This window comes from Streptomyces sp. NPDC043680 (genome assembly GCF_056436685.1).
This window is the reverse complement of the sequence record NZ_JBWKCE010000018.1, coordinates 31,467-56,455: the sequence shown is the minus strand read 5'-3', so window position 1 is coordinate 56,455 and position 24,989 is coordinate 31,467. Positions and strand designations below refer to the sequence as shown.

The 24,989-nt window shown below is 68.6% G+C and carries 13 protein-coding genes and 2 pseudogenes; 6 read left to right on the top strand and 9 right to left on the bottom strand.

Features of this window, described 5'->3' with window-relative positions; translation table 11 throughout:
- Window positions 1-129: 129 nt before the first annotated feature.
- The gene (locus tag AC0666_RS27590) at window positions 130-513 is read left to right on the top strand and encodes a barstar family protein (protein ID WP_478708499.1); all 384 of its coding nucleotides are present in this window, start codon (window positions 130-132) and stop codon (window positions 511-513) included.
- 94 nt (window positions 514-607) lie between these two features.
- On the opposite strand, the gene AC0666_RS27585 is transcribed toward AC0666_RS27590, so the two are convergent.
- Window positions 608-1,336, bottom strand: coding sequence for an SMI1/KNR4 family protein (locus AC0666_RS27585; protein ID WP_478708498.1), 729 nt, complete (start codon window positions 1,334-1,336; stop codon window positions 608-610).
- A 554-nt stretch (window positions 1,337-1,890) separates the two neighbouring features.
- Between AC0666_RS27585 and AC0666_RS27580 the strand changes: the two genes are divergently transcribed.
- On the top strand, window positions 1,891-2,421 hold the full coding sequence (locus tag AC0666_RS27580) for a hypothetical protein (RefSeq protein WP_478708497.1): 531 nt from the start codon (window positions 1,891-1,893) through the stop codon (window positions 2,419-2,421).
- Window positions 2,422-2,560: 139 nt separating this feature from the next.
- Here the strand turns inward: AC0666_RS27580 and AC0666_RS27575 are convergent, their stop codons facing one another.
- Window positions 2,561-6,814 carry a ricin-type beta-trefoil lectin domain protein gene (locus AC0666_RS27575; RefSeq protein ID WP_478708496.1) on the bottom strand — a complete coding sequence of 1,418 codons (4,254 nt, stop codon included), beginning with the start codon at window positions 6,812-6,814 and terminating at the stop codon, window positions 2,561-2,563.
- Between the two features lie 809 nt (window positions 6,815-7,623).
- Between AC0666_RS27575 and AC0666_RS27570 the strand changes: the two genes are divergently transcribed.
- Entirely contained in the window at window positions 7,624-14,493 is a 6,870-nt protein-coding gene (locus AC0666_RS27570) for a scabin-related ADP-ribosyltransferase (RefSeq protein ID WP_478708495.1), read from the top strand.
- Window positions 14,494-15,126: 633 nt separating this feature from the next.
- Here the strand turns inward: AC0666_RS27570 and AC0666_RS27565 are convergent.
- The 4 genes and pseudogenes from AC0666_RS27565 to AC0666_RS27550 all read right to left on the bottom strand — a co-directional run bounded on the left by AC0666_RS27565 (window position 15,127) and on the right by AC0666_RS27550 (window position 18,465).
- A pseudogene (locus AC0666_RS27565) lies at window positions 15,127-16,435 on the bottom strand (tyrosine-type recombinase/integrase).
- The gene (locus AC0666_RS27560; protein ID WP_471233213.1) at window positions 16,432-16,656 is read right to left on the bottom strand and encodes a helix-turn-helix domain-containing protein; all 225 of its coding nucleotides are present in this window, start codon (window positions 16,654-16,656) and stop codon (window positions 16,432-16,434) included. Before AC0666_RS27560 ends, AC0666_RS27565 begins: the two are co-directional and overlap by 4 nt.
- Window positions 16,653-18,100, bottom strand: a pseudogene (locus AC0666_RS27555) (replication initiator). The gene AC0666_RS27560 and the pseudogene AC0666_RS27555 overlap by 4 nt, the downstream one beginning before the upstream one ends.
- Before the next feature lie 152 nt (window positions 18,101-18,252).
- Window positions 18,253-18,465 carry a hypothetical protein gene (locus AC0666_RS27550; RefSeq protein ID WP_471233212.1) on the bottom strand — a complete coding sequence of 71 codons (213 nt, stop codon included), beginning with the start codon at window positions 18,463-18,465 and terminating at the stop codon, window positions 18,253-18,255.
- A gap of 292 nt (window positions 18,466-18,757) precedes the next feature.
- Between AC0666_RS27550 and AC0666_RS27545 the strand changes: the two genes are divergently transcribed.
- On the top strand, window positions 18,758-19,525 hold the full coding sequence (locus AC0666_RS27545; RefSeq protein ID WP_478708494.1) for a glycosyltransferase family 2 protein: 768 nt from the start codon (window positions 18,758-18,760) through the stop codon (window positions 19,523-19,525).
- Between the two features lie 139 nt (window positions 19,526-19,664).
- On the opposite strand, the gene AC0666_RS27540 is transcribed toward AC0666_RS27545, so the two are convergent.
- The 3 genes from AC0666_RS27540 to AC0666_RS27530 all read right to left on the bottom strand — a co-directional run bounded on the left by AC0666_RS27540 (window position 19,665) and on the right by AC0666_RS27530 (window position 21,646).
- The gene (locus tag AC0666_RS27540; RefSeq protein ID WP_471233209.1) at window positions 19,665-20,564 is read right to left on the bottom strand and encodes a TauD/TfdA family dioxygenase; all 900 of its coding nucleotides are present in this window, start codon (window positions 20,562-20,564) and stop codon (window positions 19,665-19,667) included.
- A 453-nt stretch (window positions 20,565-21,017) separates the two neighbouring features.
- Entirely contained in the window at window positions 21,018-21,218 is a 201-nt protein-coding gene (locus AC0666_RS27535; protein ID WP_471233208.1) for a hypothetical protein, read from the bottom strand.
- A complete protein-coding gene (locus AC0666_RS27530) occupies window positions 21,215-21,646 on the bottom strand; it encodes an ATP-binding protein (RefSeq protein WP_478708493.1) in 432 nt (143 codons plus the stop codon). Before AC0666_RS27530 ends, AC0666_RS27535 begins: the two co-directional genes overlap by 4 nt.
- 477 nt (window positions 21,647-22,123) lie before the next feature.
- Between AC0666_RS27530 and AC0666_RS27525 the strand changes: the two genes are divergently transcribed.
- Window positions 22,124-22,972 (top strand): helix-turn-helix domain-containing protein, encoded by an 849-nt coding sequence (locus tag AC0666_RS27525; protein WP_471233205.1) that lies wholly within the window; start codon window positions 22,124-22,126, stop codon window positions 22,970-22,972.
- Window positions 22,969-23,202 carry a DUF397 domain-containing protein gene (locus AC0666_RS27520; protein WP_471233203.1) on the top strand — a complete coding sequence of 78 codons (234 nt, stop codon included), beginning with the start codon at window positions 22,969-22,971 and terminating at the stop codon, window positions 23,200-23,202. Before AC0666_RS27525 ends, AC0666_RS27520 begins: the two co-directional genes overlap by 4 nt.
- Window positions 23,203-24,989 lie beyond the last annotated feature (1,787 nt).

Below are 24,989 nucleotides of genomic sequence, written 5' to 3'. Positions count from 1 at the left end.
TGTCGCCGTTGCCTCTACGGAGTCTTCTCCAAGCGCACATGTTCCGGCGAAGCCGTGCGAGGTACTGCCTGCACAGCACGGGTGCAAAAACGGATAGGCAAGCCACCAGCCTGGACGTACTCTGCGGCTGTGACAGTGAGATATGTGCTGGATGGCAGTCAGGTCAGGACCCTGGAGGACTTCTGGCGGGTCGCCGGCGAGAGCATCGGCTGCGGCGGTTACTTCGGCCGGAACCTCGACGCATTCGCTGACTGCCTCCGCGGCGGCTTCGGGACTCCGGACGATGGCGACTTCGTGATCGAATGGCGTGACCACGAAGCCTCCCGCCAGCATCTCGGGCACCCCGAGACTGCCCGGCAGCTCCAAATGTGGCTCGCCCGCTGTCATCCGACGAACAAGGAACGCATGACCGCCAGGCTCGCGGAAGCCCGCGTCGGCCGTGGCCCGACCGCCTTCGACTGGCTGGTCGAGATCATTGAAGAGGAACTTCCGGGCGGCCTACGCCTTCGTTAGCCAGGCCGACTGGTTACCACCCCGCGCCCGCACCAAACAAAGTCCTGGCTGACTCCGGCTCGGGCGACTCGGCCGGCCGAAGCCTGGGATGTGGTCAGCGATAGTCGTTGAGCCAGTCACCCGGGATCAGGTCGCGAACGCGGTCGAGGTCTTCTGCCGTCCGGCCGCGGGCCAGAACGGCCATGCCGTCGTCGTCACGCAAAAGGACGTCCTGGCCCAGGAACCACCGGATGGCGTGTTCCTCCTCGCCGATGGGATACGCGGGGAAGGGCAGCCGGAGGGCGTTCTCCTCCAGCAGCTGGATGCTGGTGTCGTCCGGGTCGAGGAAGTCGCATAGCTCTTCATCGGCCTGCAGAGACTCAGACAATACGATCTCCACGAAGCAGAGGGAAAGGCGCTCCAGCCACTCCTCCCACCGCTCGGCGCTCTTGTCGGCAAGGTCAGCTCGCATGAACACCGCAGGGTCGTCCTCCTGCAGGCTGTCCAGGAGGATGCCCCAGGACGCGGCTCCCTGGTTCTCGTGACGGAAGACCAGGGCCTGGTTGGTGTCATCCACATACAGCTCGGCCGGGCCGAGCAGCACATCGTGGTTGCTCGTGAGATCCCGTCGGCGCCCGAACAAGAGATACGCCTCGCGCAACGCCGCTGGCAGCCGGATTCCCAGGCTCTCCTCGGCAGCCATGAGATCGGCCTCTGCCCACCCATCACCGTTCTCCAGTGCATCAGCCCAGTGGGCAGCGAAGCCCTGGATGAAGCCCCACGCACCACTACGGCTTTCGACGCCTCTGGCAAGAGACGCAGAAAGATCGAACTCTTGTGTCATGCCAGGACGATATCCGTCCCGCTCACGTGGCCCATCCACACCTCGACACGCCGACCTTCCCACCTCACGCGACGAAGTCACGGGGTCGCCACTCAGGACGCCGTCTTGTCCGCCATGGTCGCTTCGGTCACCCTGGGGACGGCCTGCCGACGCATCCTCGACTTACCGAAGGCGTATTCAACCGCTACGTGTCGGAGCGAGTGTCCTCGCTCGATCGTCGTGACAGCGCCGGACTGGAGGCGGTGGAGACCGGACCCCCTGCTGGCCGAGAGCCTGGCTCGCATCGAGGCGCTGAAGCTGCGGGGCGTGGATGCGCCGGATTTCAGTTTCGGCCGGCCCGAATTCTTCCTGCCGGCAGAGCGGGCGCAGCAGACCTATCCGCGGTCGTTCGTCGATTTGAGCAGGAATCCTTCCGACTTCGTCAACGCCACTCGAGACACCGCCTTGCACTACTTCGTGCAGGACGCTCCGGGCGGCGACTGGAAGGCTGCGGTCATGAAGCAGCGACGCCCGGCAAGAACGAGTCGAAGCACCAAACCCTGTTCGGCTACGCGGTGCGCGACAAGGAGATCGCCGGGATCGTTCGTGATGCCGGGGCGGCGTCCCTCTCGCCGACGGCCGCCGCCGACCGGGAGGTGTGTGGGCGGTACGCGCGCTACATGACGTTCTCCGCCCCCAGCGGGGTGCCGGAGAGCGAGCACTTCGTTCCGGGCGAGCTGACGAGCGAGGTGGCCAAGGCGTACAACGCCGAACACGAGAAGCTGCCGCTTGTCGGGATGCGGTATGCCTTCGAGGTGGCAGGGGGCGAGCTGCCGGTGCTGCGGCTGGCCGATGGAAAGACCCTGGTGACGTGCTCGTTCGTACGTACGGACCAGTGGGCGGGCGTGAACGCGAAGTTTCGGTACGGGACCAAGGAGCATGGGGATGTACGCGCACGCCTAGGCGAGAACGTGTGGTGGGAGCGCACGACGGTGAAGCGGAGCGTGACGGTGACGTTCGAGGTGTCACCGAACGCTCCGTCCGAGGTGGTCGGGTGCAACTGCCTCACCGCGCCGCTGCTGTCTGCGGAGGGAGATCCGGCGTAGGCCGGCGCGCCGTGGCGTACGTGGTCGACGGCGCCCTCGTCGGTGGTGTGGTCGGCGGTGCTGAGAGGCGGCAGCGAGACGGTGGCCGCTCCCTGGGACTCAAGGGAGCGGCCACCGTGTGTGTGAGCAGAGGATCTGACTACGGGGTGGGCACGGGGAGCGGGGCCGTGCTCAGAGTGGGGGTGGTCCAGCGCTGGGCCGCGCTGCTGTTGCAGTCATACAGCCACAGCTGGGTCCCTGGAGTGGTGTTGAGGTTGTTGAGGTCGAGGCAGCGGCCGGATACCGGGTTGTGGATGCTGTTGTCGGCCCGCGGCAGGAATTGCTGGCTCGGAGCCGAGCTGTCGCAGGTCCGTAGCTCGATGAGCGTGGTGTTGGCGGTGCTGGCGTTCACCGCGTTGAGGCACTTGCCCGCGGTGCGGATGGTTCCGTCGCCCCGAATCTGGAACTTCTGGGCGTCGGTGCCGTTGCACCCGGTGATCTGGATCTTGTTGCCGTCGTCGGTGCGGTTGTAGTCGTTGTCCACGCAGTTGGTGGCTGCGGCCGTCAGTGACATGGGGCCCGCGGCGGCAGGCGCGGTGGGGGCGGCAGCGTAGGGGTAGACGGCGAAGTTGCTGATGCCGCCCTTCTGGAGGTACACGTCGCCGACCCCGTTCGCCTTGTAACGGCCGAGGACGACCGGGCCGCTGGGGGCTGGGCTAGTGGACGCCCTGTGATAGCCGCTTCCGGCAAGGACGTCGTTGACGTAAAGGCTCATACGACCGGTGTCGGCGTTGTAGACGGCCGTAAGGCGGGCCCACGCGTCAGGGGCGACACGGGCAGCATCGTTGACGGAGTCGGTGAAGTCGAACGGCCATCCGTCCTCGTCGGCGTGGGCGAGGGCGAAGAACCACCGCTTGGTTCCGGGGTCGGCCCAGAGGGTGAGCAGGCTGTTGCGGTTGCCGTCCTGGCTGGCGATGACGCCGCCGGCGGCGTCGGCCTTCGCCCAGGTGCTGAGGGTGAAGCTCCTGCGGGTGTCGACGGCCGGACGGGCCGCGGTGAGGGTCGTCGGCGATGTCTTGCCGTTGAGGGCTGCGTAGGTGGTCGCGCGTCCGCCGATGGTGTCGTCCGTGAATGTGACGCCGGCGGGGGTGGCGTGGTTGGTCCCGACCGCATCGGGGGAGGTGGTGCCGGTCTGGCCCGTCAGCTTCCACTGGGCCGTCGGCAGGTTGAGGTTGCCCAGCGCCACCGGGGTCGGTACGACGCCGGTGACGGTCGGGTGGGGGACGGTGGTGCCGTTCGGTGCGGTGCCTGCGCCGTTGAACGCGACCAGCTGCTGGTTCGCGTCGACGGCCCACAGGTCGGGCAGCCCGTCGCCGCTGACGTCTCCGTCGGAGCCGACCCGGGGGTACGTCTTCGGGTCGATCGTGCCGGAGATCAGGCCCGCTGCCGGATTGGTGAAACCGGTGAGGTCGGGAGCCTGGGGCGTGCCCTTGACGGAGAAGGCGTGGAGGGTGCCGTCTGCCTTCGATCGCGCCCACAGGGTGGGGAGGTCCGTTCCCTGGGCGCGGCCGGGAGTGACCACGTCGTACGCGTCCCAGCGGGTGTCGTTGGCGGACAGCAGGATGGAGCGGGTGGTGAGCTTGTTGGCGGTTCCGGCCGCCGCGAGCCAGAGCCGGCCGTTCTCGACGAACACGAGGGAGGTGCGCTCCAGCGCCCCGTCCTTCGCGGTGTCTCCGGAAAGGGAGCCGAAGGCCGCGATCTGGCTGGTCTTGGACCAGTCGGCGCCGTAGCCGTGGGCGGCGCAGTCGAGTGCCGCACCGGCGGGTGTGACGCAGCTGCCGGGCTTGCCCACGGAGACGGGGGCCGCGCCGTCGAGGCCGCCGGTCGCGTTGTTGAGGTAGAGGTACAGGTTGGCCTGCCCCGGCTGGTGGGCGAAGAGGTCGTCGACGTTGTTGTCGCCCAGGCTGCCGCGGTGGGTGGTGTGGATGCCGTTCCAGCCGTTCCAGCCGGGGGCGAGTTGAGGACGGGCGCTGGGCGCCGCAGCCGGGTCCGTGCCGCCGCCGATCACGCGCAGCGCGCCGGAGCTGTCGGGCAGGAGGATGTCGGCTTTGCGGTCGCCGGTGAGGTCACCGAAGATCGGCGCCGGGCTGTTCGGGTTGGCCGGGACGTAGAAGCTGTAGGCGACGGGTTGGGAGAGGTTGCCCGCGTTGTCCTGTGTCTGGACGTAGAGGTAGTTCGTTCCCCAGCGCTGGGGGGTGAGCTTGATGGTGGTCTTGCCGTCAGTGAGCTTGGTGATGCCGGTCTCCGTGTCCGTGCACTTCCAGTTGACGGCGGCCGCCTTGACGGGGTCCGTCGTCCAGCGCGCGCACGCCAGGCCCGAAGTGCGGCCGCCCGCGGCCGGCGCCGGGTCGGTGCCGGAGAGGGTGAAGGTGCCCTCCTCGTTCACCCGCTTGGGGTGGGCGTCGATGCTGCCGGAGGCGGGGAAGTCGGTGGAGGTGACGGCTGCGGTGGGCGGCGTCCGGTCGACGCGCAGGAAGCACCAGTCCGTGTCCCCGCTGGTCAGGGTTCCGTCCGTGGTGCGCGCCGTCCAGCCGTACTGGTGGCCGTCGGTCAGCGGGCCCACGTCCACGGTGGCGTCGCCGTAGTCGCCGTTCCAGCCGGTCTGGGCGAAGCTGGTCCGGCCCGAGTCGTCGTCCCAGTAGTGGAAGGTCGTCTGCAGCTGGCGATTGGTGGGCGACCACGTGGCGGTGGTGAGGGTGATGTTGTTGTTGGCTCCGACCCAGCCGGGGTTGTCCCACGGGTTTGTGGTGCCGGGTGTGCGGCAGTCGGCGGAGGTGGCGGTGTCGGCGAAGCCGGGGCTGGGCCGGGTGCGGGGCCACCAGACGGTAGGTCTGATGTCGTACTCGACGGTGATGTGCGGGGTGTTGTTGAAACGCTGCCGGTAGTACTTGTTGTACTCGTCGTCAGGTGCGAGGCCGAGGGTGATCGTGGGCCACTGGTACCGGGCGGCGGCCTTGGCCAGCTCCGTGACGTTGAAGTCGATCTGGCCGGTCCCGGACATGGTGGTGTGCCCGACCTGACTGCAGCCCTGCATGGTGGAGCCGGTGCCGCAGGGTTGCCTGTTCCAGCTGGTCGGGTTCCCGATGGCGTTGGTCGCGTACAGGCCCATCGGTGTGGCGGTGCTGGGGCTGGAGGAGGAGACCACGGTGGCGGAGAACGTCGCGTTGATGATCTCGGTGTTGTAGAGCCTGGAGTCGAAGCCGATCTGGAAGTAGGCGCGGGTGCGGCCGATTCCGGTGCAGGGCGGGTTGCCGATGTTGTAGCCGCAGTAACCGGTGGCCGGCCTGTCCTGGCCGTACTCGGTGCCGTTGAACTCGTTGGTGTTCTCGTACGCCTCCTGGACCTGGGCCCAGGCCTGGTTGCCGTTGTCCAGGACCGGGTTGTAGCCCGGGTCGATGTACCAAGGGCCGGTGCCCTTGCCCAGCAGCTTCGCGTCCGGAACGAGCTCGATGCCCTTGGCGTCGGCCGTCGTCCGGACCGGCTTCACGGCGGCGCCCGCGCCCGGGCCGTCAGCGGTGGAGGGCGCAGGCGGCTGCTCGGCGGCCGGGGCGGACTGCGGGGCGTCGGCCCCGGCCGACTTGCTCAGGCGGGAGGCCATAGCAGCTGCCGGAGCCGGCGCAGTCACTGCCGAGTCCCACATGAAGGAGGTCGGGCCGGTGAAGCGCGTCCGGCCGCCGGCGTCCTTGACGTCGAGGTTGCCCGCCGGGTCGCTGGAGACGGTCAGTCCGTCGGCTTCGACGTCCAGCCGGAGCTTCCTGACCGCCGGGTTGGCCGCGGCCTGGGCGGTGCGGACTGTGAGCACCTGGCTCCAGCCGCCCTGCCGGTTGGCCGTCAGCCGCAGGTCCACGTCCGGAAGGACGTTCGTGTACATCGCGCTGTCCCCGACGAGCGTGGGTTTGGGCAGCGCGAACGGGGCCTTGAAGGCCAGACGCTTGCCGTCGGCGGTGGTCATGGCGGCCATCGGGCCCGTGCCACCGCCGGAGAAGCTGAGCTTCGAGGACACGGCGGCCGGGACGACGGTGCCGTCCGCAGCGGCGCGGAGGGTGGCGTCGAGTGGGCGCCACTGACCGTCCGCGCCCTTGAGGCGCTCCGGGACGGGCGCGGCGTCGGTGGTCAGCGTGCCGCCCGGGTTGGCGAAGGTCTGGGAGTCCGCGGTGGTCAGGTCGGCGATGGGCACCCGCTTCCCGCTGGTCCTGGCCTCGTCGAGCGCCTTGGTGACGGCCGTCTCCCGGGCACCCGGCGCCGGTTTGGGCGGTGGGGCGGGCCAGGTGGTCCGCTGCGGCCCGTGGCCGCGGGCACCGTCGTCGGCCGCGGCGGGCGGCGCCGTGATGAGGCCGGCTCCGATGGAGAGCACGGCGGCTCCGGCGACGGGCAGGACGGCGATCCGCCGCGCCCGTCGTCTGAGGCCCCCCGGCCGTGGTGTCCGTGGTGCGAAAAATGACGGCCTCACGTGTATGGCCCCCCTGAGCTGTGAGACGGACAGAAGTCAACGGCACCTTTTCTTCACGACTGCAATCCTGTCAAAGGATTTCGGGTAACGCGTGTCCGTTTTGGGTGGCGAACGTCCGCAGTGCCCGGCGAGTGACATGAGTCACGTCAGGGGAATCTGAGACTCCGCTGATAAATCGAACGGACGGTACGTAGGGTGCGTGTGCTCTGGGTCCCGTCGGCCCGGAGTTTGCGCTTTCTGTGTCCTGTGGGGGGATTTGGTTGTCTCGTAGACGTGGTTTCTTCGTGCGCTCGCGCCCCGGACGATCGCGGGTCGCGGTCGTCGCTGCGCTCGCGGTCCTCTTCTCCGGCTTCGGTCTTCCCGTGGTCGAGGCGGTAGATAAACCGCCCAAGGTGTGGGTCCCGCCCAATACGCCGCTGCCGGATACCAAACCCGTCAAGGGGTCGAACGCCAAGCTTCCGGCCAAGCAGACTCCGTCTGGCCGGAAATGGGCCCCAGATTCGAACAGTAAGCTCCCTTCCGGTGCTGCGACCCTCGTCCTCGGCGACAAAAGTGTTGCCCGTGGGGCGCCCGCGGCCGGAGCAATTCAAGCCGGAGAGCTTCCTGTCTGGATCGCACCTGTAAATGACGCGAATCAATCGGCGAATCTGTCTTCTCTGGCCGTCGGCGGCTCGGGAGGCAACTCCGGCCAGGCCGACGCGCTGCGCGTCGAGGTGAAGGACGCTGCCAAGACCCGCGCCGCCGGGGTCAACGGCGCCCTCGTCTCCCTCAGCGGCGCCGCCGGCTCCGCCGTGCCGGGCAAAGTCGAGGTCGGCCTGGACGTCTCGGCGTGGGCCAAGGCCGCCGGCGCCAACTGGGCGGACCGCGCCCGTCTGGTGCAGCTGCCCACCTGCGCCCTGACCACCCCGGGCGCCGCCGGGTGCACCACCCGTAAGCCCCTGGCCTCCCACCGGGACGCCTCCGGGCGCCTGGTCGCGCAGGTCGACGTACCCCAGAACCCCGCAGCCTCCGCACTGACGCGCAAGCAGCAGAGCGGCGAGGCCGGCAGCGCACCCGCGGCGGCCCCGCAGGTGCTGGCCGCCCAGGACGTGGCGCTCGCGGTCGAAGCGGCCCCGAACGGCCCCAGCGGCGACTTCTCTGCCACGCCGCTCCAGCCGTCCGCCTCGTGGCAGGCCGGGGCGAACGCGGCCAACTTCACGTACGGCTACACCGTCGAAGTCCCCAACGGCATCGCCGGCGCCGGCCCGGGCATCTCGCTCGGCTACGACTCGTCCTCCGTGGACGGCCGCACGGCCTCGACCAACGCGCAGGCAGGCCCCTTCGGTGAGGGCTGGGAGTGGAGCCCCGGCTCGGTCTCGCGCTCGTACAAGGGGTGCAAGGACGCGGGCATCAAGGACTCGGGCGACGAGTGCTGGGCCGGCGACATCCTCTCGCTGAACCTCGCCGGGCACTCCGGGCAGATCATCCGCGACGACGCCACCTGCGTGTACCGCCTCGAGGGCGACGACGGTACGAAGATCGAGCGGCTGACCGGCCAGCGCAACCCCGCCTGGAAGGGCGAGGCGTTCAAGGTCACCACCACCGACGGCACGCAGTACTACTTCGGCTCCAACCGCCTTCCCGGCGGTGACGGCACCGACCCCGAGGCCAAGTCCGTCTCCACGGTGCCGGTGTACTTCAACAGCGGCCAGGACAAGTGCCTCGGCGCCGCCACCCCGGCCAACGGCTCCTGGCAGCAGCTGGGCTGGCAGTGGAACCTCGACTACGTCGTGGACCCGCACCAGAACCTGATCTCCTACCGCTACGAGCAGGAGGACAACTACTACGGCCGCGGCGGCGGCCAGAACAACGGCACGGGGACCTCGATCAAGTACCAGCGGGGCAGCTACCCCACCTGGATCGGCTACGGCCAGCGCCTGCCGGACCAGATCGCGGCCAAGGGCGCGGCCAAACCCGCGGCGCAGGTGCGGCTGGACAACGCGGAGCGCTGCTTCGCCGCCGGCGCCATCACCTGTGACCCGGCCCAGCGCACCAAGGCCAACGCCAAGTCCTGGCCCGACACCCCCGTCGACCAGGAGTGCTCGGCCACCGGCCAGTGCCTGAACCTCTCCCCCACGTACTTCACGACCAAGCGCATCACAAAGATCAACACGGAGGTGCTGGCCGGCAGCGGCTATCGCCTGGTCGACACCTACGTCCTCAACCAGTCCTTCCAGGACCCGGGCGACGGCACATCACCGACGCTGTGGCTCGACTCGATCGTGCGCAAGGCCTCCAACGGCAAGCCGGAGCAGCAGCTGCCCGCGGTCTCCTTCCAGCCGCTGCAGATCCCCAACCGCGTCGACGGCGTCGTCAAGCGCCCGGACGGCACCGAGGCCTCCACGCCGCGCTACTACCGGCCCCGCATCCAGAAGATCACCACCGAGACCGGCGGACTGATCAACGTCGTCTACAAGGCGCCGGAGTGCTCCCGGGTCAAGGGCACGATGCCGTCCGCCGAGGACGCCAACACGATGGCCTGCATGCCGGTCAAGTGGTACCTGCCGGGCCAGTCCTACGCCGACCCGGTCAACGACTGGTTCAACAAGGTCGTGGTCCAGTCGGTCACCCAGCAGGACATGGTCGCCGGCCAGGTGACCACCGTGACGGACTACGAGTACGGCGGCGGCATCGCCTGGCACCGCAACGACTCCGAGTTCACCGACCCCAAGACCCGCACCTGGGACCAGTTCCGCGGCTTCGCCACCGTCACCACCCGCACCGGCAACGGCAACGCGGCCGAGGCCCCGCGCACCAAGAGCGTGGCCACGTACCTGCGGGGCATGGACGGCGACGTCCTCGCCAACGGCAGCAAGCGCAGCGTGACCGTCGCCGACGCGCAGGGCGGCTCCATCAAGGACGAGAACATCCTCTCCGGACGTGTCCGCCAGACCGAGACCTACGACCGCGACGGCGGGACCGTGGTGTCCGATGAGGTCACCACCCCCTGGCTCGGCAAGAACGTCACGGCCACGCGCACCCAGTCGGCCGGCCTGCCGCCCATCACCGCCCGCGCCCAGAACACGGCCAAGGTCACCACCCGCGCCAAGCTCGCGGACGGCACCTGGCGCACCAGCGAGCGCACCAGCGAGTACGACGACACCCTCTTCTCCCGGCCCGTCAAGGTCGACGACAAGAGCGACCTGTCCCGCCCCGACCAGCGCCTGTGCACCACCTTCGAGTACGCGGCCGGCCCCGGCGGCGCCCTCAGCGAGCTGGTCTCCCGCACCCTGGTCCTCAAGGGCGCCTGCGGCCAGACCCCGACGGCCGCCAACACCGTCGGCGACACCCTCACCGCCTTCGACAACCTGCCCGCGGGACAGGCCGGCGCCACCGCCGACCAGACCGCCACCTCGGTCCTGGAGACCTACGACGCCGCGGGCAAGCCGGTCTACCGCCTCAACTCCACCTCGACGTACGACGCGTACGGGCGCGTCACCAGCAACACCAACAAGACCCGCAAGGACGCCACCCACCCCGACGGCGCGGTGACCACGACGCAGTACACGCCGGCCACCGGCGCCTTGCCCACCGAGGTCACCCACACCAACCCCCTCGGCTGGAAGACCACCACCACCCTCGACACCGGCCGCTCGCTCCCGCTGAAGACCACCGACGAGAACAATCACGTCGCCGAACGCGAGTACGACGCCTTCGGCCGGATCACCTCCGTCTGGCAACCGGGCCAGGACAAGGCGAACGGCGCCCTGCCGGTGCGCAAGTACGCGTACGCGATGAACGGCACCAACGCGCCGTCCAGCGTCCTGAGCCAGGCGCTGATGAACGACAACTCGTACACATCCAGCTACACGGTCTACGACGGGCTGGGACGCATCCGCCAGACCCAGGCGAACCCGGTCTCCGGCACCACGGGCCGCCTGATCACGGACGCGCTCTTCGACTCCCACGGTTGGCAGGTCAAGACCAGCTCCGCCTACTACAACGACGAGGCGGGCCCCTCGGGCGCGCTGTTCCTGCCCAACGGCGGCGTCAACCCCGACAGCAAGATCCCCGCGCAGACCGTCTCCGTCTTCGACGGCCTGGGCCGGACCACGGCCTCCGTCCTCCAGTCCTACGGCGTCGAGCAGTGGCGTTCGCGGAACGAGTACCCGGGCGCCGACGAGACCCGCACCATCCCGCCCAACGGCGGCTACGCGACAGCGACCATCAGCAACGGCACCACCTCGCTGCTGCGCCAATACAAGGCCAACACCCCCACCGGCCCGTACGACGAGACGACGTACGAGACGAACACGCAGGGCCAGGAGCTGCGCCGCAAGGACGCCGCCGGGAACGAGTGGACCTTCGCCTACGACCTCCTCGGCCGCGTGGTCAAGACCACCGACCCGGATGCCGGAATCAGCACCACGGTCTACGACGACGCCAAGAACCTCACCACCGTCACCGACGGCAGGAACAAGAGCGCCACCACGGTCACCGACCTGCTCGGCCGTCCCATTGCGACGTACGAGGGCATGGCGGCCGATCCGGCCAAGCAGGTGGGTGCCTTCACCTACGACACCAAGGCTCTCGGCAAGCCCTCCTCGAGCACCCGCTATGTCGGCGGAGCGGCCGGCAGCGCCTACACCTCCGAAGTCACCGGCTACGACGCCGGCTACCGCCCCCTCGGCACCAAGACCACCATCCCGGCGGTGGAGAAGGACCTGGCCGGCACCTACGAGACCAAGAACACCTACGACGCATACGGCCAGCTGGCGACCACCGAGCTGCCCGGTGTTCCGAAGGCCGGTCTCGGCGTCGAGACCATGGCGTTCTCCATGGACGTCGCAGGCAACCTCACGGCCTTCGATGGCACTATCGCCACGACCCGCTCCCCGTACGTGGTGGGCCTGCGACGTGACCCGTACGGCAACGTCATCCGCACCACGGTCGGCAAGACCGCCAAGCAGATCGTCTCCACGGTCGCCTACGACATCGCGACCGGCCGACAGATCCGCTCGACCCTCGACAAGCAGACCGACGCGACATCCAGCGTCGACGTCGTCGACTACACCTACAACCAGGTCGGCCAGCTGACCTCGATCGGCAACACCCAGGATGGCGCCAAGCGCGACCTGCAGTGCTTCACGCACGACTACCTGGGCCGGCTGACCCAGGCCTGGACCGACACCGGCACCCAGACCACTGCCCCCCAGCCCAGCGTCCCCGGCATCGGCGGCTGCGCGAATGCCGGCGGCCCGGCGATAGACGGCACTGGCAAGCCCAGCGTGGGCGGCCCGACGCCGTACTGGCAGCAGTACGAGTACGACCTCCTCGGCAACCGCACCAAGCTGGTCAAGAAGGACCTCACCGGCAATGCCGCCAAGGACACTACGGTCACGCAGACCTTCGGCGGCCGCCAGAACACCGGCAGCGGCACGGGCGGCCCGCACGCCCTGATGACCTCCACGGAGACCGGCCCGTCCGGCTCGAAGGTGACCTCGTACACCTACGACGCCGGCGGCAACACCGCCTCCATGACCAGCACCCCGGGCACCAAGACCCTGACCTGGAACGACCAGGGCAAGCTCGACAAGATCACCGGCACCGGCGAGAGCGCCGGCACCAGCTACCTCTACGACACGGGCGGCAACCAGCTCATCCGCCGCGACCCAGGCAGTACCACCCTCAGCCTCGGCACCGACCAGATCACCCTGGACACCGCCACGGGCAAGGTCACGGACGTCCGCACGTACGCGGCACCCGGCGGCCTGTCCATCACCCGCACCACCACCGGCGGCACCTCCACCCTCACCTACCAGTGCTCCGACCACCACGGCACGGGCGGCGTGCAGTTCAACGCCGCGGACCTGGCCCAGGTCCGCCGGTCCTCCGACCCGTTCGGCAACGACCGCGGCACCCCACCCGCTCCGGGCGCGTGGGCCGGCGACAAGGGCTTCATCGGCGGCACGAAGGAGACATCCACCGGCTTCACCCTCCTGGGCGCCCGCGAGTACGACCCGACGACGGGCCGCTTCATCAGCCCGGATCCGATCATCGACGCTGGCGATCCACAGCAGTGGAACGCGTATGCGTACTCCAACAACAACCCTGTCAACTCATCCGATCCGAGCGGCCTCAAGAACGCCTGCGACACACCTGCGGAGTGCACAAACAACCACAAGGACGGTCTCGATAAGCCGTTCATCTACAGCGGTGGCGGTGGCGGTGACGACGACGACGGCGAGACCGCACTGAAGAACGCCAACAACCAGCTTCACAAGACCAAGCAGCGGCGAGACCATCTGCTCCACGAGGTCATCAACATCGTCGGTGACCTGATCGGCTACAACGACGCCCGCGACTGCTTCACCAAGGGCGACGTCATGGCCTGCATCAACACGGCGCTGAACTTCGTCCCCTGGGGCAAGATCGCCAAGGCCATCAAGGTCGGCATCAAGGCCTTCAAGATCTACAAGGAGCTGAACAAGGCCTACGACGCCGTCCACGAAGCGGAACGCGGAGTCGCCCGCGCGGCAGAGGCGATGACCCGCGCCAAGACCGCAGCCAAGGAAGCCCGCGCAGCCGAGGCCAAAGCAGCCCAATCGGCATCCGAGAAAGCCGGCAAGGAAACCGCAGGCGACAGCGCAGGCACGGAAGCCAAAACCACCAGAGAGGCATCCGACGCCGAAGCCGGCGCCGCCGACTCGGTCGAATCCCACAGCAGCGGGGGCGGCGAAGCCGAGAGCGCCGTGGCATGCAAGCTCAACAGCTTCCCGACCGGCACCCGCGTACAGATGGCGGACGGTACGACCAAGGAGATCCAGGACGTCCGTGTCGGCGACACCGTCCTCGCCACTGACCCGCAGACCGGCGAGACGCGTCCCCAGCAGGTGACGGCCACCATCACCACCCCCGACGACAAGGACTTCACCGACCTCACCCTGACCGACGAGTCCAACCCCCGCGCCCCGCCCGTCCAGCTCACCTCCACGCTCCACCACCCGCACTGGAACGAAACCCGCCGGCAGTGGGTCGACGCGGGCGACTTCAACCCGGGCGACCACCTCCGCCGCCCCGACGGCACCACCCTCACCGTCCAGACGAAGCGCAACTACCCCTACGCAGTCTCGACGCACAACCTCACCGTCAAAGACTTCCACACGTACTATGTGCTGGCGGGCACCGCTCCGGTCCTCGTTCACAATTGCGATACGGTCTATCGGGGCGACTCGCGGGCACCTGATGTCATCGAGGCAGCCGGAGGTTTTGCGCCCAAGGCCCCTGGCTCGAATACCAGCCTCTTGGACTATGTGGTACACAATACCCCCAGTAATTTTGTCGGTGCATCCAAGCATGCCAACACGGCGCAAACGTTTCCTGCCGGCCCTGGCCGTGGATTGTATGTGTACGAGATTAGAGCTCCGGGCGGTATCGACGTGAACGCAAGGCTCGGACCGGGAGTGAATCCGAATGCCCATGAAGCTGAAGTAGTGTTTGAGGGGGGAATCTCCTGGGAGCATGTGACTCGCATCTGGAAGAGAGACGCCGAGACGGGGGATATCGACTTCGATTGGGATGAGCCGATTTGGGAGAGGCCGTGACGCATTCGCGGGGTGATGACGAGATGGCCGAGGAGACGAAGATCGCGGCGCGGGCTCTTCGCTTCGGCGAGGAGGTGACGCTTCGCGATGTAGAGCGCCTTGACGCATTCATGAAAGCCCAAACGGAGCGACTCGCGCGGGCTGATCGCGGATCTGATGAGCGTAAAATGGTGCGCTCTGTTAGGAATGCCCTTCAGCATCACGTTATTACACTCCAGCATTGCCTGTCCTTTCCTGAGGCGGATGCTGGGCCTCAGGAGCTAGTCCGCTGGAAGGTAATACTCTCGTGGAACTCGCTCTGTTCGTTGGTTTCTCCGTGGTGGGGGCATCAAGGGTACGACCAAGAGAGGTGGCACTCGGTTAGGTGTTGGGATGAACGCCGACAGGACGAGTCCAATCTGCCACCTTCGACTGTCGAGTCCCCGGGGGGCGAAATGGAGCAGAGCGAAAGCGAGAACTAGCTGACTAGATCGAGCTAGTGGCGAGTTTAGATTGACCGCCAACGCGCGATTCCTGCACGAATTCCTCAAGATTTCACCTGCGGGAAACTGTTCATGGTAGCGAATTGAAGCCCCGTCAGGCGAGTCCTGACGGGGCTTCGGCGCGGGGTGACGGCAGTAGTTGACGGCAACGTCAGCGGAAGGTGGCGGTGCAGGGTGGCGGTTCGTCGCTATTGCCGCTGGTCGTCTCGGTCTTCTCTGACCCGCCGAGTGCGGTGCTGAGGGCGTTGATGGCGTCGCGCTGGAGCCGGAGTCGGACGTGGGCGTAGACGGTGGCAGTGACGCCGATGTGGGCGTGGCCGAGAAGCTCCTTAATCACGACCAGTTCGACGCCCTGCTCAAGGAGCAGGGTGGCGGTCGAGTGCCGGAGGTCGTGGAAGCGGATGCGGCCGAGGCCGGCCTTGCGGAGGAGCATGGTGAAGGCGCGGGTGAGGTTGGTCGGGTCGATCGGGCCCCCCTGCGCAGTGGTGAACACGTGCCCGTTGTACTGCCACGTGGCGCCTGCGGCCTCGCGCTCGCGCTGCTGCTGGTCGTGGTGGTGCTTCAGTGACTGGACGCAGCGGGTGGGGAGTGCTATGCGGCGTTCGGAGGCCCGCGTCTTGGTAGGCAGTGTGGTAAGTCCGCTGGCACTGGTGCGCTGGAGCGTTCGGCGAACAGCGGCAGTGCCCGTGCTGAGGTCGAGGTCTTCCCAGTGGAGGCCGAGGAGTTCGCCCTTGCGGAGTCCGGTGTGCAGGCGAGTTCGAACAGCGGGTGCAGCCGGTGGGTGTGGGCGGTGCTGAGGAACTGGCGGGCTTCGTCGGCAGTGAAGGGTTCGAAGCGCCGGGGGCGGGGTGTACCCGTGCGGACGTTGCGGGCTACGTTGCGTGTGATCTCCTCCTCGCGGACGGCGTGCTCCAGGGCGGACTTGAGGACGGAGTGGATGTACGCCAGCGTCAGCGGGGAGAGCCGCTTGGAGCAGCACGCTCCGGCGGCGCAGCAGCGGGGCTGATCACGGCCGGCATCGATGCTGCGGGCGCAGCACTGGCAGGTGGTACGGAGCTGGTTGAGCCAGGTGCGGACGTCTTTGGCGGTCAGCTTCGCGAGCTTCTTCTTGCCCAGGCCGGGGGCGATGTACTGGTTGACGCAGGCGGTGTATCGGGTGTGGGTGTTCTCGCGGAGCTGATGGACGGCGACCGTCTCCAGCCAGTACGTCAGGTAGGCGCTGACGCTGCCCTGTGCGGACGGCACGGGGACGCCGCGGTTGCTGGTGGCGATCTTCTCGGTGAGCTTGGCCAGGGCTTCCTTGCGGGTGGTGCCGTAGACGCGAACGCGCTTGCGCGTGTTGCCGGGGCAAGGACGTACCCTGCGGCTTCCCAGCGTCCGTCCTTGCGCTGGTAGACCGTCCCGTCGCCGTTGGCGCGGACGCGGCGGGAGGGGGTGGCGTCGTGGGGCGTGGTCGTCAGGCGGCTTCCTGGTCGAGGCGGGTACAGATGAAGTCGGTGAGGGCGTGGGTGGGGATGCGGCGGGCGCGGCCGAGAGTGATCGAGGCGAGCTGCCGAGTGCGGAGCAGGTCGTAGACGGCTGATCGCCCGAGCTGGAGGCGGGCCATGACCTGGGGCACGGTCAGCAGTTCCTGCGACGCACTCGGTGCCGGGTGGGGCGCGGTGGGCTGGTGCGAGGTCATCGGCAGCCCTCTTCCGCTACGACTGCCGTTCCAGTTCCCTGCGGTGCCAGACGGCGGCGGCGAGGAGTCCGGCGCCGGGGCTGTAGCCCGAGCTGTGGTAGGCCCAGTGGCCGATGACGAGGGTGGTCGTCGGGTCGGGCTCGGGCAGGCCGGCTTGGGCGCGGGCCTGGTCGGTGCGCCAGGCATGGCGGGCGTCGCGCAGTGCGCCGAGGGTGACCGAGTAGCAGCGGGATTTGGTGGAGAAGTGGCCGCGGAAGCCGAGCATGTGCGCCCACTTCCAGAGCTTGAGGTCAGCGAACTCCGGCAGCTTGCCCAGATCCCAGCAGGTGCGGATCATCTGCCGCACGTGCCGGGCGACCGCGAGTCGGGGCAGTGACCGGGCCTGTCCGGTGCCAGTGCATGCGGTGCATGGGAGCGGGGTTCCATGGGGCAGGAGGGTGGCGCCGCGTCCCTGGCAGGGGCGGCAGTACAAGGCGCGGTCGAGGGTGCCGGAGGCGTCTGCGGACTCGGTGGCGTACTTGGCCACGTAGGCGGCGACGGCCTGGTCGGTCAGTTCGGCGTCGGTGCCGAAGGCGGCGATCTCGCGTACGTCGAGCTGTTCGCCCCAGGTGAGTTCGCGTTCCCCGACCGCGTCCGACACGACGGCCACGCGGACGCGGGCGGCAGCAGCCCGGATGGCGCTGGCGAGCATGGCGACGGTGGCGGACGGCGGTGGCGGCTGGGTGGTGCCGTCCGGGCCGTCGAGCCGGATGACGGCGTGGAAGTGGACCAAGCCGCGCTTCTGGTACTCGGCGACCTTGGCGAAGGAGACCCGTAGGAGGGCGCGGGCGGCCTTCTGGGTGAGGCCGAGCTGGGCGGCGATCTCACGGCGCAGGTAGATCGTGAAGCGTGCCCACAGCGCGGAGGCGTGGGCGTTGAACAGGACCGCGCCCGCGTAGTCGTATGTCTTCGGGTTCAGTGGCGTACCCAGGAGGGCGTCCGTGGGTTCGTGGAACTTGCCGCAGCGGCAGGGTCGGAGCCCGCCGTCCGTGTTGGTGGGGCGGTTGTGCACGGGGCCGAAGGACGGGGCGGTGAGGGTAGCGAAGACGCGGGGGTGGGTGCGGACCGTGTCGGGCACGGTCTTGCCGCCGGACAGGCCGGCGCGGATGAGGTGGTAGGTGTCAGCGGCGTAGACACGGGAGCAGGCAGGGCAGCGCGAGGAGCGCCGGTTGCCGCACGCGGTGAGCAGGCTGCCCGTCGGTTCATCGGACGTGGTGTGGGAGCGCAGCACCTCACCGGTCGTGGTGTCGACGGTGGTGGTGTGGCCGGTCAGGCGCACGGGTTCGGTGCAGCCTCCGAGGCGTTCGATCTGCTGCTGTGCGCGGTCGAAGCCGGGGTGGTTGACGAGGCGGAGCAGGTCCCGCACGGCGGGGCTTGCCACGTGGCGCAGGTCCAGGGTGACCATGTCGGGGCGTGTCCCTTCTGTCGGGGTGGGTGGCCCCGAGCAGCAACCAGCCAGCGAGGGGGCGTGTTGGTGCTGCTCGGGGCATGACGAACCGGGCCCATCGGTGGGCGTGGGGTTCAGGTGGGGTGATTTGGCCAGCGGCCGGGGGAGGCTCAGAGCTGAGCGAGCGCGGCGGTGGCCACCGGCAGGGCGACGCCCATGCGCGTCGCCAGCTGGGCAGCGGTGATCGGCGCTCCGTGTTCCGCGTGGTGGGTGTCCGCGATGTGCCTGGCTGCGTCCAGCAGTGCGGCGGGCAGGGACGGACGGGAGCCGGGTACGGCCGTCTTGGTAGCGGAGGCTGGGGCGGGTGCGGGTGCCTCGTTCATGGAGGGCACGGCGGCCGGGGCCGAATCGGCCGTGGCGACGGGGAGCGGCTCAGGGGCAGGGGTTGCGGCCTCGGGAGCGGGTGCCGGGTCGGGGTCCGGCTCAGTAGCGGGGACAGGGGTGGGGATGGACGCGGTGGCGGCCTCCAGGTGCGGGGTGGGGTGGGTTGCTGTGTGGAACTGCGCCAGGAAGGCCGGTCCGACGCGGCCCCAGCCCAGGAGCAGGAATGGCAGCTCCTACTCGATTGCGGTGCTTGAATGGACCGTCGTTCCTGGACTGGCAAGGAGAAGCGCTGTGCCCCTGGTGTCCGTCGTGATGCCCGTGTACAACTCGGCAGCCACCCTCGGCGCAGCCGTCCGGTCGGTACTCACGCAGACCCACAGCGACCTGGAGCTGCTGGTCACCGACGACCAGTCCTCCGACGGCTCCATGGACCTGCTCCGCGAGTTCGCCGAGCAGGACGAGCGCGTCCTGCCGCAGACGGCACCCGAACAGGGCGGTGCCGGCCGGGCCCGCAACCTCGCGATCAAGCGGGCCCGCGGGGACTACATCGCCTTTCTCGACAGCGACGACATGTGGCTCCCCGAGAAGACCGAGAAGCAGCTCGCCTTCGCTGCGGAGGCCTCTGCGCCTTTGACGTTCACCTCCTACTTCAAGATGGACGCCGACTACGACGGCGAGAGCACCGACTGGATCCCGAACGGGCGGGTGGTCCGTGCTCGGGAGCACGTGGACTACCGCGCGATGCTGCTCCAAGACCACATTGGTGCTCTCACCGCCATGTACGACCGCAATGTGCTGGGCACGAGGCTGATGCCGGAGATGCGCAAGCGCCAGGACTACGCCCTCTGGCTGTCGATCATGCGGGATGGCGCTGAGGCCCGGGGCCTGGCTGAGCCGCTTGCGGTGTACAGGGCCCACCAGGCGGGATCCCTGTCCTCTAACAAGCTGTCCCTCGTGCAATACAACTGGACCCTGTACCGCGAGCATCTGTCGGTCCCGCGAGCGACGCGGGCACTGGCCGGCGCTGCATGGCAGTCCCTGCGCAACTCGCGCATCTAGATCCGTACACGGACCCAGGGAGCCCGGTGCGCGACCGTTTCCGAGTGGTGCCCGACGTGGCCCCGCCCCATGGCCGTGCCGCGTGCTCGGGGACTGGAGCCGGGGCGGGACTCGGTGGGTCACGGGTGCCGTCGGCCTGCTACGCGGCCGAGCCGGCTCCGGCCGGCGCGCGCAGGAACAGCTGGAGGAGTAGCCGCCGGTCGGCGGCAGGGATCGTCTCCTGACCGCTGTGGAGCGCCTCCCGGCCGTGCAGAAATCGGCGCTGGTTCACGATGAGGTAGTCCCCGGGCTGGAGCATGAAGGAGACCTGACCGCGGACGAGCTCCTCGGCAAACTCTCGGGCGGCGTCGGCGTGCGCCTGGCCGAGCTTGGACCGCTCCAGCATCTTGGCGGTGAACCGGACGAACCTCTCGCCCGGGTCGGAGCCGTCCAGGATCGGGAACGGCTTGTACTCCTCGCCCACACCGAACAGGTCGAAGAACGTCCCATAGTGGTAGGCCGACTCGGCAAGCAGGGCGCGGCAGTGCTCTGACAGCCGCGCCACCGTCTTGTGGGCGTCGGAGAGGATGCTGGGGCCGCCGCCGAGCGGGTCGGGGCGGACGCACAGGAGCGTGGTGTAGTCCGGGGGCAGGGTCGCGTTGACCAGGTCCATGTGGAAGGCGTTGTACCCGATGCCGCTGGACTTGCCGGGATCCTTGTCGACCTTGACCCCGATGTCCTTCCACAGAGGCCACCGCGGGAAGGGCGAGAAGGGGACGGCCACCTCGGCCGCGAAGGCCGTCGCCAGCCTCAGGAACCGGTCGTCGGTTCCCAGGGCCTTGGCGAGGTTCCCCAGGCGCAGCACGGCGTAGCCGCCGCCCTTCCCGGTCAGCGCGTGGCGCAGGGTCGCGGCGGTCTCCTCGAACCGCGGGGTGGCCGTCAGCTCGGTCCGGTACCGCTCCATGGTGGACTGCGCCAGGAACGAACCGTCCAGTTCCCAGGGCGGGAGAGAACGGTCGATCAGAGCGTTTTCGAGTTCGCTCGGGATGTCGATGAACACGATGAGTGTCCTTCCCTCTTGGGGTTCTCAGGGTGTCGTTCGGGTGCTGGTGCTGTCGTCCACGCACCGAGGGCGGGTGGTCACGTCGGCCGTGGGCCCTCGGGGCCCGGCCTGTCGCCAGGGTCGCGGCGAGGGTCGGCACCGACGTTGGTTCGATGGAACCGCTCGGGAAGCGGTGACCGACAGCGGGTTCGTGCCGTGTGTAAAACGGGCTTGCAGCGGTACAAACGGCTGGACTCCTCCCCCCGGGAAGGGGCCGAGGACCACATCGTTTGCCTGCTGGCGAGGGTGGCCCGCCGGTGTGCGCGGTGCCCGTCCCCGGCTGCTCGACCTGTCCAAGGTTGTTCAGCCGAGGACGGTGCCCGTTCCGGCTGGTGCTGCCCTTCGGAGTGCCGGGCCGGGATTCTGGCCGGTGGCGGCGCGGGCCCGGGGGCGCCGCGCTGTCACCGGAGCTCACAGGGTGGTGCGGGTGTGGGATCCGCAGCGGCAGGCCCGCGATTCGGTGGTACGGGCTTCCAGTCCGGAGGTGACGGTGTGCGCCGTGTCGTTGGCCAGCCTGCGGAGCGGCTGTGCTTTGGCGGGTGCCTGGCCCGGGACGGTGAGCGAGGGGACGGCGGTGGGGCCGTGTAACTCGCCCCAGTCGCCGGCGCTCACGACGTCGCCTTGCGAGTGGTGAGTTCGGCCCAGACCTGCTTGCCGGTCCCGACCCGCTTGCTGCCCCACCGGGTAGTGAGCTGGTCGACGAGGTGGAGCCCGCGGCCAGCTTCTGCGTCGGGAGTGGCGGCCGTGAGAGCGGGGAGGGCGCGGCTCGTGTCGGTGACGACGATCCGTACGTGGTCGGGGTGGCGGGTGACAGAGACGCCGATCCGGCGAGTGTGGGTGTGCTTGACGGCGTTCGCGACGAGCTCGGAGACGATCAGCTGCGCGTCGTCGACCAGGGCATCGAGGCCCCAGGTACGGAGGCAAAGGGTGACGTCGCGTCGGGCGCGGGAGGGGGCGGTGTCGCGGGGCGTGTAGCCGTCGCTGTAGCGCTGGGGTCCGGTGGGGGCTGCTTTCACGTCTTCCGCCAGGACGCCGGTCACCGGGCGGTCCTGTCGGCGTCGGGGCCCTGTATGGCGCGGGCGGTGAGGGCCGGGCGGTGGGTGCGGGGTGTGCGTGTGGTGCTCTGGCTCATGGGTGGCCTCGGCGAGTTGGGAGCGGGTGTCGGGTGCTGGCCTCGTGTCCCCGACGGGGGCGGGGACACGGGGCCGGCGGGCCGGGCCATGCTCGAACCCGGCCGTTCTGGGGCCGCGACCTAACACCTCAGTGTGATCATCTGCTGACACTTGGTCACGGCGTCACGTTGGAAGAATGCACCCGATGACGCGATGCCTGCAACCATTGCAACCAAACTCCCAACGATTGGAGGGATGTTCGATCGACTTCCGATCCCCGGGACGGGCAGACTGACCCGGCAAGAGGAAGCCACACCCGGAAGGGGAAGATCCGCCCCCTGCATCGACCGGACAGCCCGCAGAGAGGTTCAACTTCCCGTGCCCACACCGCCGCTTGTGCAGACCGTGCGCAGACGCCGTCTCGGCAGCGCGCTGCGAACCTTCAGGAAGAAAGCCGGCTTCAACACCTCCGACAGCGCCGCCCAGGCGATCGGATGGGACGGCAGCAAGATCAACCGGATCGAGAACGCCAAGGCACACCTGCCGATCAAGGACGTCAAGCCACTCCTCAAGGCCTACGGGGTCACCGACGAGACGGTGGTCACCGCCATGGAGGAACTGGCCCGCGACGCCAACAAGGTCGGCTGGTGGAGCAACTACGGCGACCTGCCCGAGACCAACTACAAGGACTACATCGGCCTGGAGGAAGACGCCGAGTCGACCCGGATCTACCTGCCCGGCCTGATCCCCGGCCTGCTCCAAATCCCCCAGTACGCACGCGAGATCATCACCGGCTCGGCCATCACCCGGACCACCGAAGAGGTCTCCGCCCTGGTCGAGATGCGCAAGAAGCGCCAGGCCATTCTCACCGACACCAGTCGCCCCGGCGGACCCCTCCACCTATGGGCCGTCATCCACGAGGCCACCCTGCACTACCGCTCCGCGGCACACCCTTCGCTGATGCGAGAGCAGCTGCGCCACCTGCTCGACATGGCTGAGCAGCCCAACATCACCATCCAGATGATGCCGATACTCGCCAACCCCCACCCCGGCATGGTGGGCCCGTTCCACATCGTCCGGTTCCCCCATCCCTGGCCCACCGTGATCAGCGTGGAGACGATCCGCGGCGGGACCTTCGCCGAGGGGACCGACGACGTGAAGGTCTACGAGGCCGCCTTCGAGCGGATCGTGGCCGCAGCACTCCCCGTCGACGACTCGCGGGAGAAGATCAAAACCATCATGGAGAAGTCATGACCGACATGAACAGGCTGTACGCCACCGACCTGCCCGAGGCGAAGTGGCGCAAGTCGTCGTTCAGCGACGGCGGTGAGCAGTGCGTCGAGGTCGCCGACGCCCGGCCGACCCGAGGCTTCGTCGCCGTCCGCGACTCAAAGAGGCCCACGGGCCCAGCACTCGCCTTCACCGAGGCCGCGTTCACCGCCTTCCTGCCGCACGCGGTGCACGGGCACACTCCGACAATCTGACCAGGCCGCAAAGCGGCCAAGGCCCGGAGTCCCCCAGCCCGCAGCGGGGGGACTCCGGGCCTGCCTATATGGCCATACCCCCTCAGCCGGTGCCAGCTCACCCGCCGCGAGCAGTTGACCGTGTACTGACTGGCTAAGCGAACCCGCAGGGGGTCGCCGAAGTCGCACACCCACTCGGAGAGCGCAGCCAATGTGGTGCTGCGGGACGAACCCGCAGAGATGGGGTCATGACCATGGTCCTTACCCTGGGCATCCGAGGGCCGTAGTGGTGCTGCGGGCTGCGCCCGCAGAGACGGAGGACCGGCGCGCGGTGCCGGGGGGTGATGCAGTAGCCGTAGTGGGGCTGCAGGATGTACCTGCAGGGGCGGTCCTCTTCGCGCTCTCCGGGCTCGCCGCGGCCATCATGCCGCAATGGTGCTGCGGAGCGGCTCAGAGGGACAGACGTTGCCAGGCAGGGCAGCAAGGTTCACCTGCTGGTAGCCGCAGTGGTGCTGCGGGGGGCGAACCCGCAGGGAGAGACCCGGGTGATCTGTCACTGGTCGCCGTTCTTGACGCCACGGTGGTGCTGCGGGGTGAAACCGCAGAGACAGGCCTTCCCGGCCCGAGGGGGCGATCAGGCCCCAGGTTCCATAGTGGTGCTGCGGAGGAAGCCCGCAGAGACAGGTCCCGGCCGGCGACGGTCTTGAGGTCGCTCGTGCAGCCGCAGTGGTGCCCCGGGCGAACCCTCAGGGACCAGGCGTCGATCTGGTTGGCCACGGCCTCGACGACGCTGCCGTAGTGGGGCTGCGGAAGGAACCCGCAGAGACAAGCCTCGACGCGGCTCATACCCTTCTCCTGCTTCAGTAGGCCACGGTGGTGCTGCAAGATGAACCCGCAGGGACACGGGGCGTCTCACGTGCCTTCCGGGTCGACGACGGGGGCCGTAGTGGTGCTGCGGGATGAACCCGCAGAGACAGAGCACGGTCCGTTGAGGTATCCGTTGATACCGTCACAGCCGCAGTGGTGCTGCAGGGCGAGCCCGCAGGGAGCGGTTCTTCTCCGAGGCGGCGCCGATGTTCCATGAGCTACAGCAGTGGTGCTGCGGGACGGACCCGTAGAGGTTTAGTCGTCAACTCTATCGCCGAGGCAGACGTGTGGATTCCCGAGTGGTGCTGTGAGCCGAATCCGCAGGTAGCAGGTATGGGACGGCGATACCGCCGACCATCGCGTACCAGTGGGCGCCGGAGTGGTGCCGCAGGTCGTGCCTGTCGAGACGGCCGCTGGACCCCGCTGTGGGAGACGCGCTCCAGGAAGTGCCGCAGTGCTGCCGCAGGTCATGCCCGCGGAGTCGTCAGGTCGCGCACGCGGTCGGGAGGAACGGGTACGTGCCGCGATGGTGCCGCAGGTGGTACCTGCGGAACAGTTGCGCCAGACCGAGCCCGCGACCGCCAGAGGCCAGCTGAAATGGTGCCGCAGGACCTGCCTACGGAGACGGCTCACGCCGAGCCTGGTTGAGCCGGGTCATGGAGTCCCGGTAGGACGTACCCACGGAGACGGTGTAGCTCGCGGATGGACGCGTCGTCGAGGTAGCGGTGCCGCAGTGGTGCTGCGGGGGGGGGAAAACCCGCAGAAACAGGCCTTTCCGGGCCCGAGGAGGCGACCAGGCCCCAGGTCCCGTAGTGGTGCTGCGGAAGCAACCCGCAGAGACAGCTGTTGCTCGCTTTCGTCTCCGCGTCGGCGGCGATCCCGTTGTGGTGCTGCGGAAGAAGCCCGCAGGGACGATCCTGGTCGGCAGCACCCACAAGATG

What these genes read in the sequence shown, in the direction of transcription:
- AC0666_RS27585 (WP_478708498.1), bottom strand. Translation starts at nt 1,336, where the DNA reads ATGACACAAGAGTTCGATCTTTCTGCGTCTCTTGCCAGAGGCGTCGAA.
- AC0666_RS27560 (WP_471233213.1), bottom strand. Translation starts at nt 16,656, where the DNA reads ATGACCTCGCACCAGCCCACCGCGCCCCACCCGGCACCGAGTGCGTCG.
- AC0666_RS27520 (WP_471233203.1), top strand. Translation starts at nt 22,969, where the DNA reads ATGACCGACATGAACAGGCTGTACGCCACCGACCTGCCCGAGGCGAAG.
- AC0666_RS27550 (WP_471233212.1), bottom strand. Translation starts at nt 18,465, where the DNA reads ATGAACGAGGCACCCGCACCCGCCCCAGCCTCCGCTACCAAGACGGCC.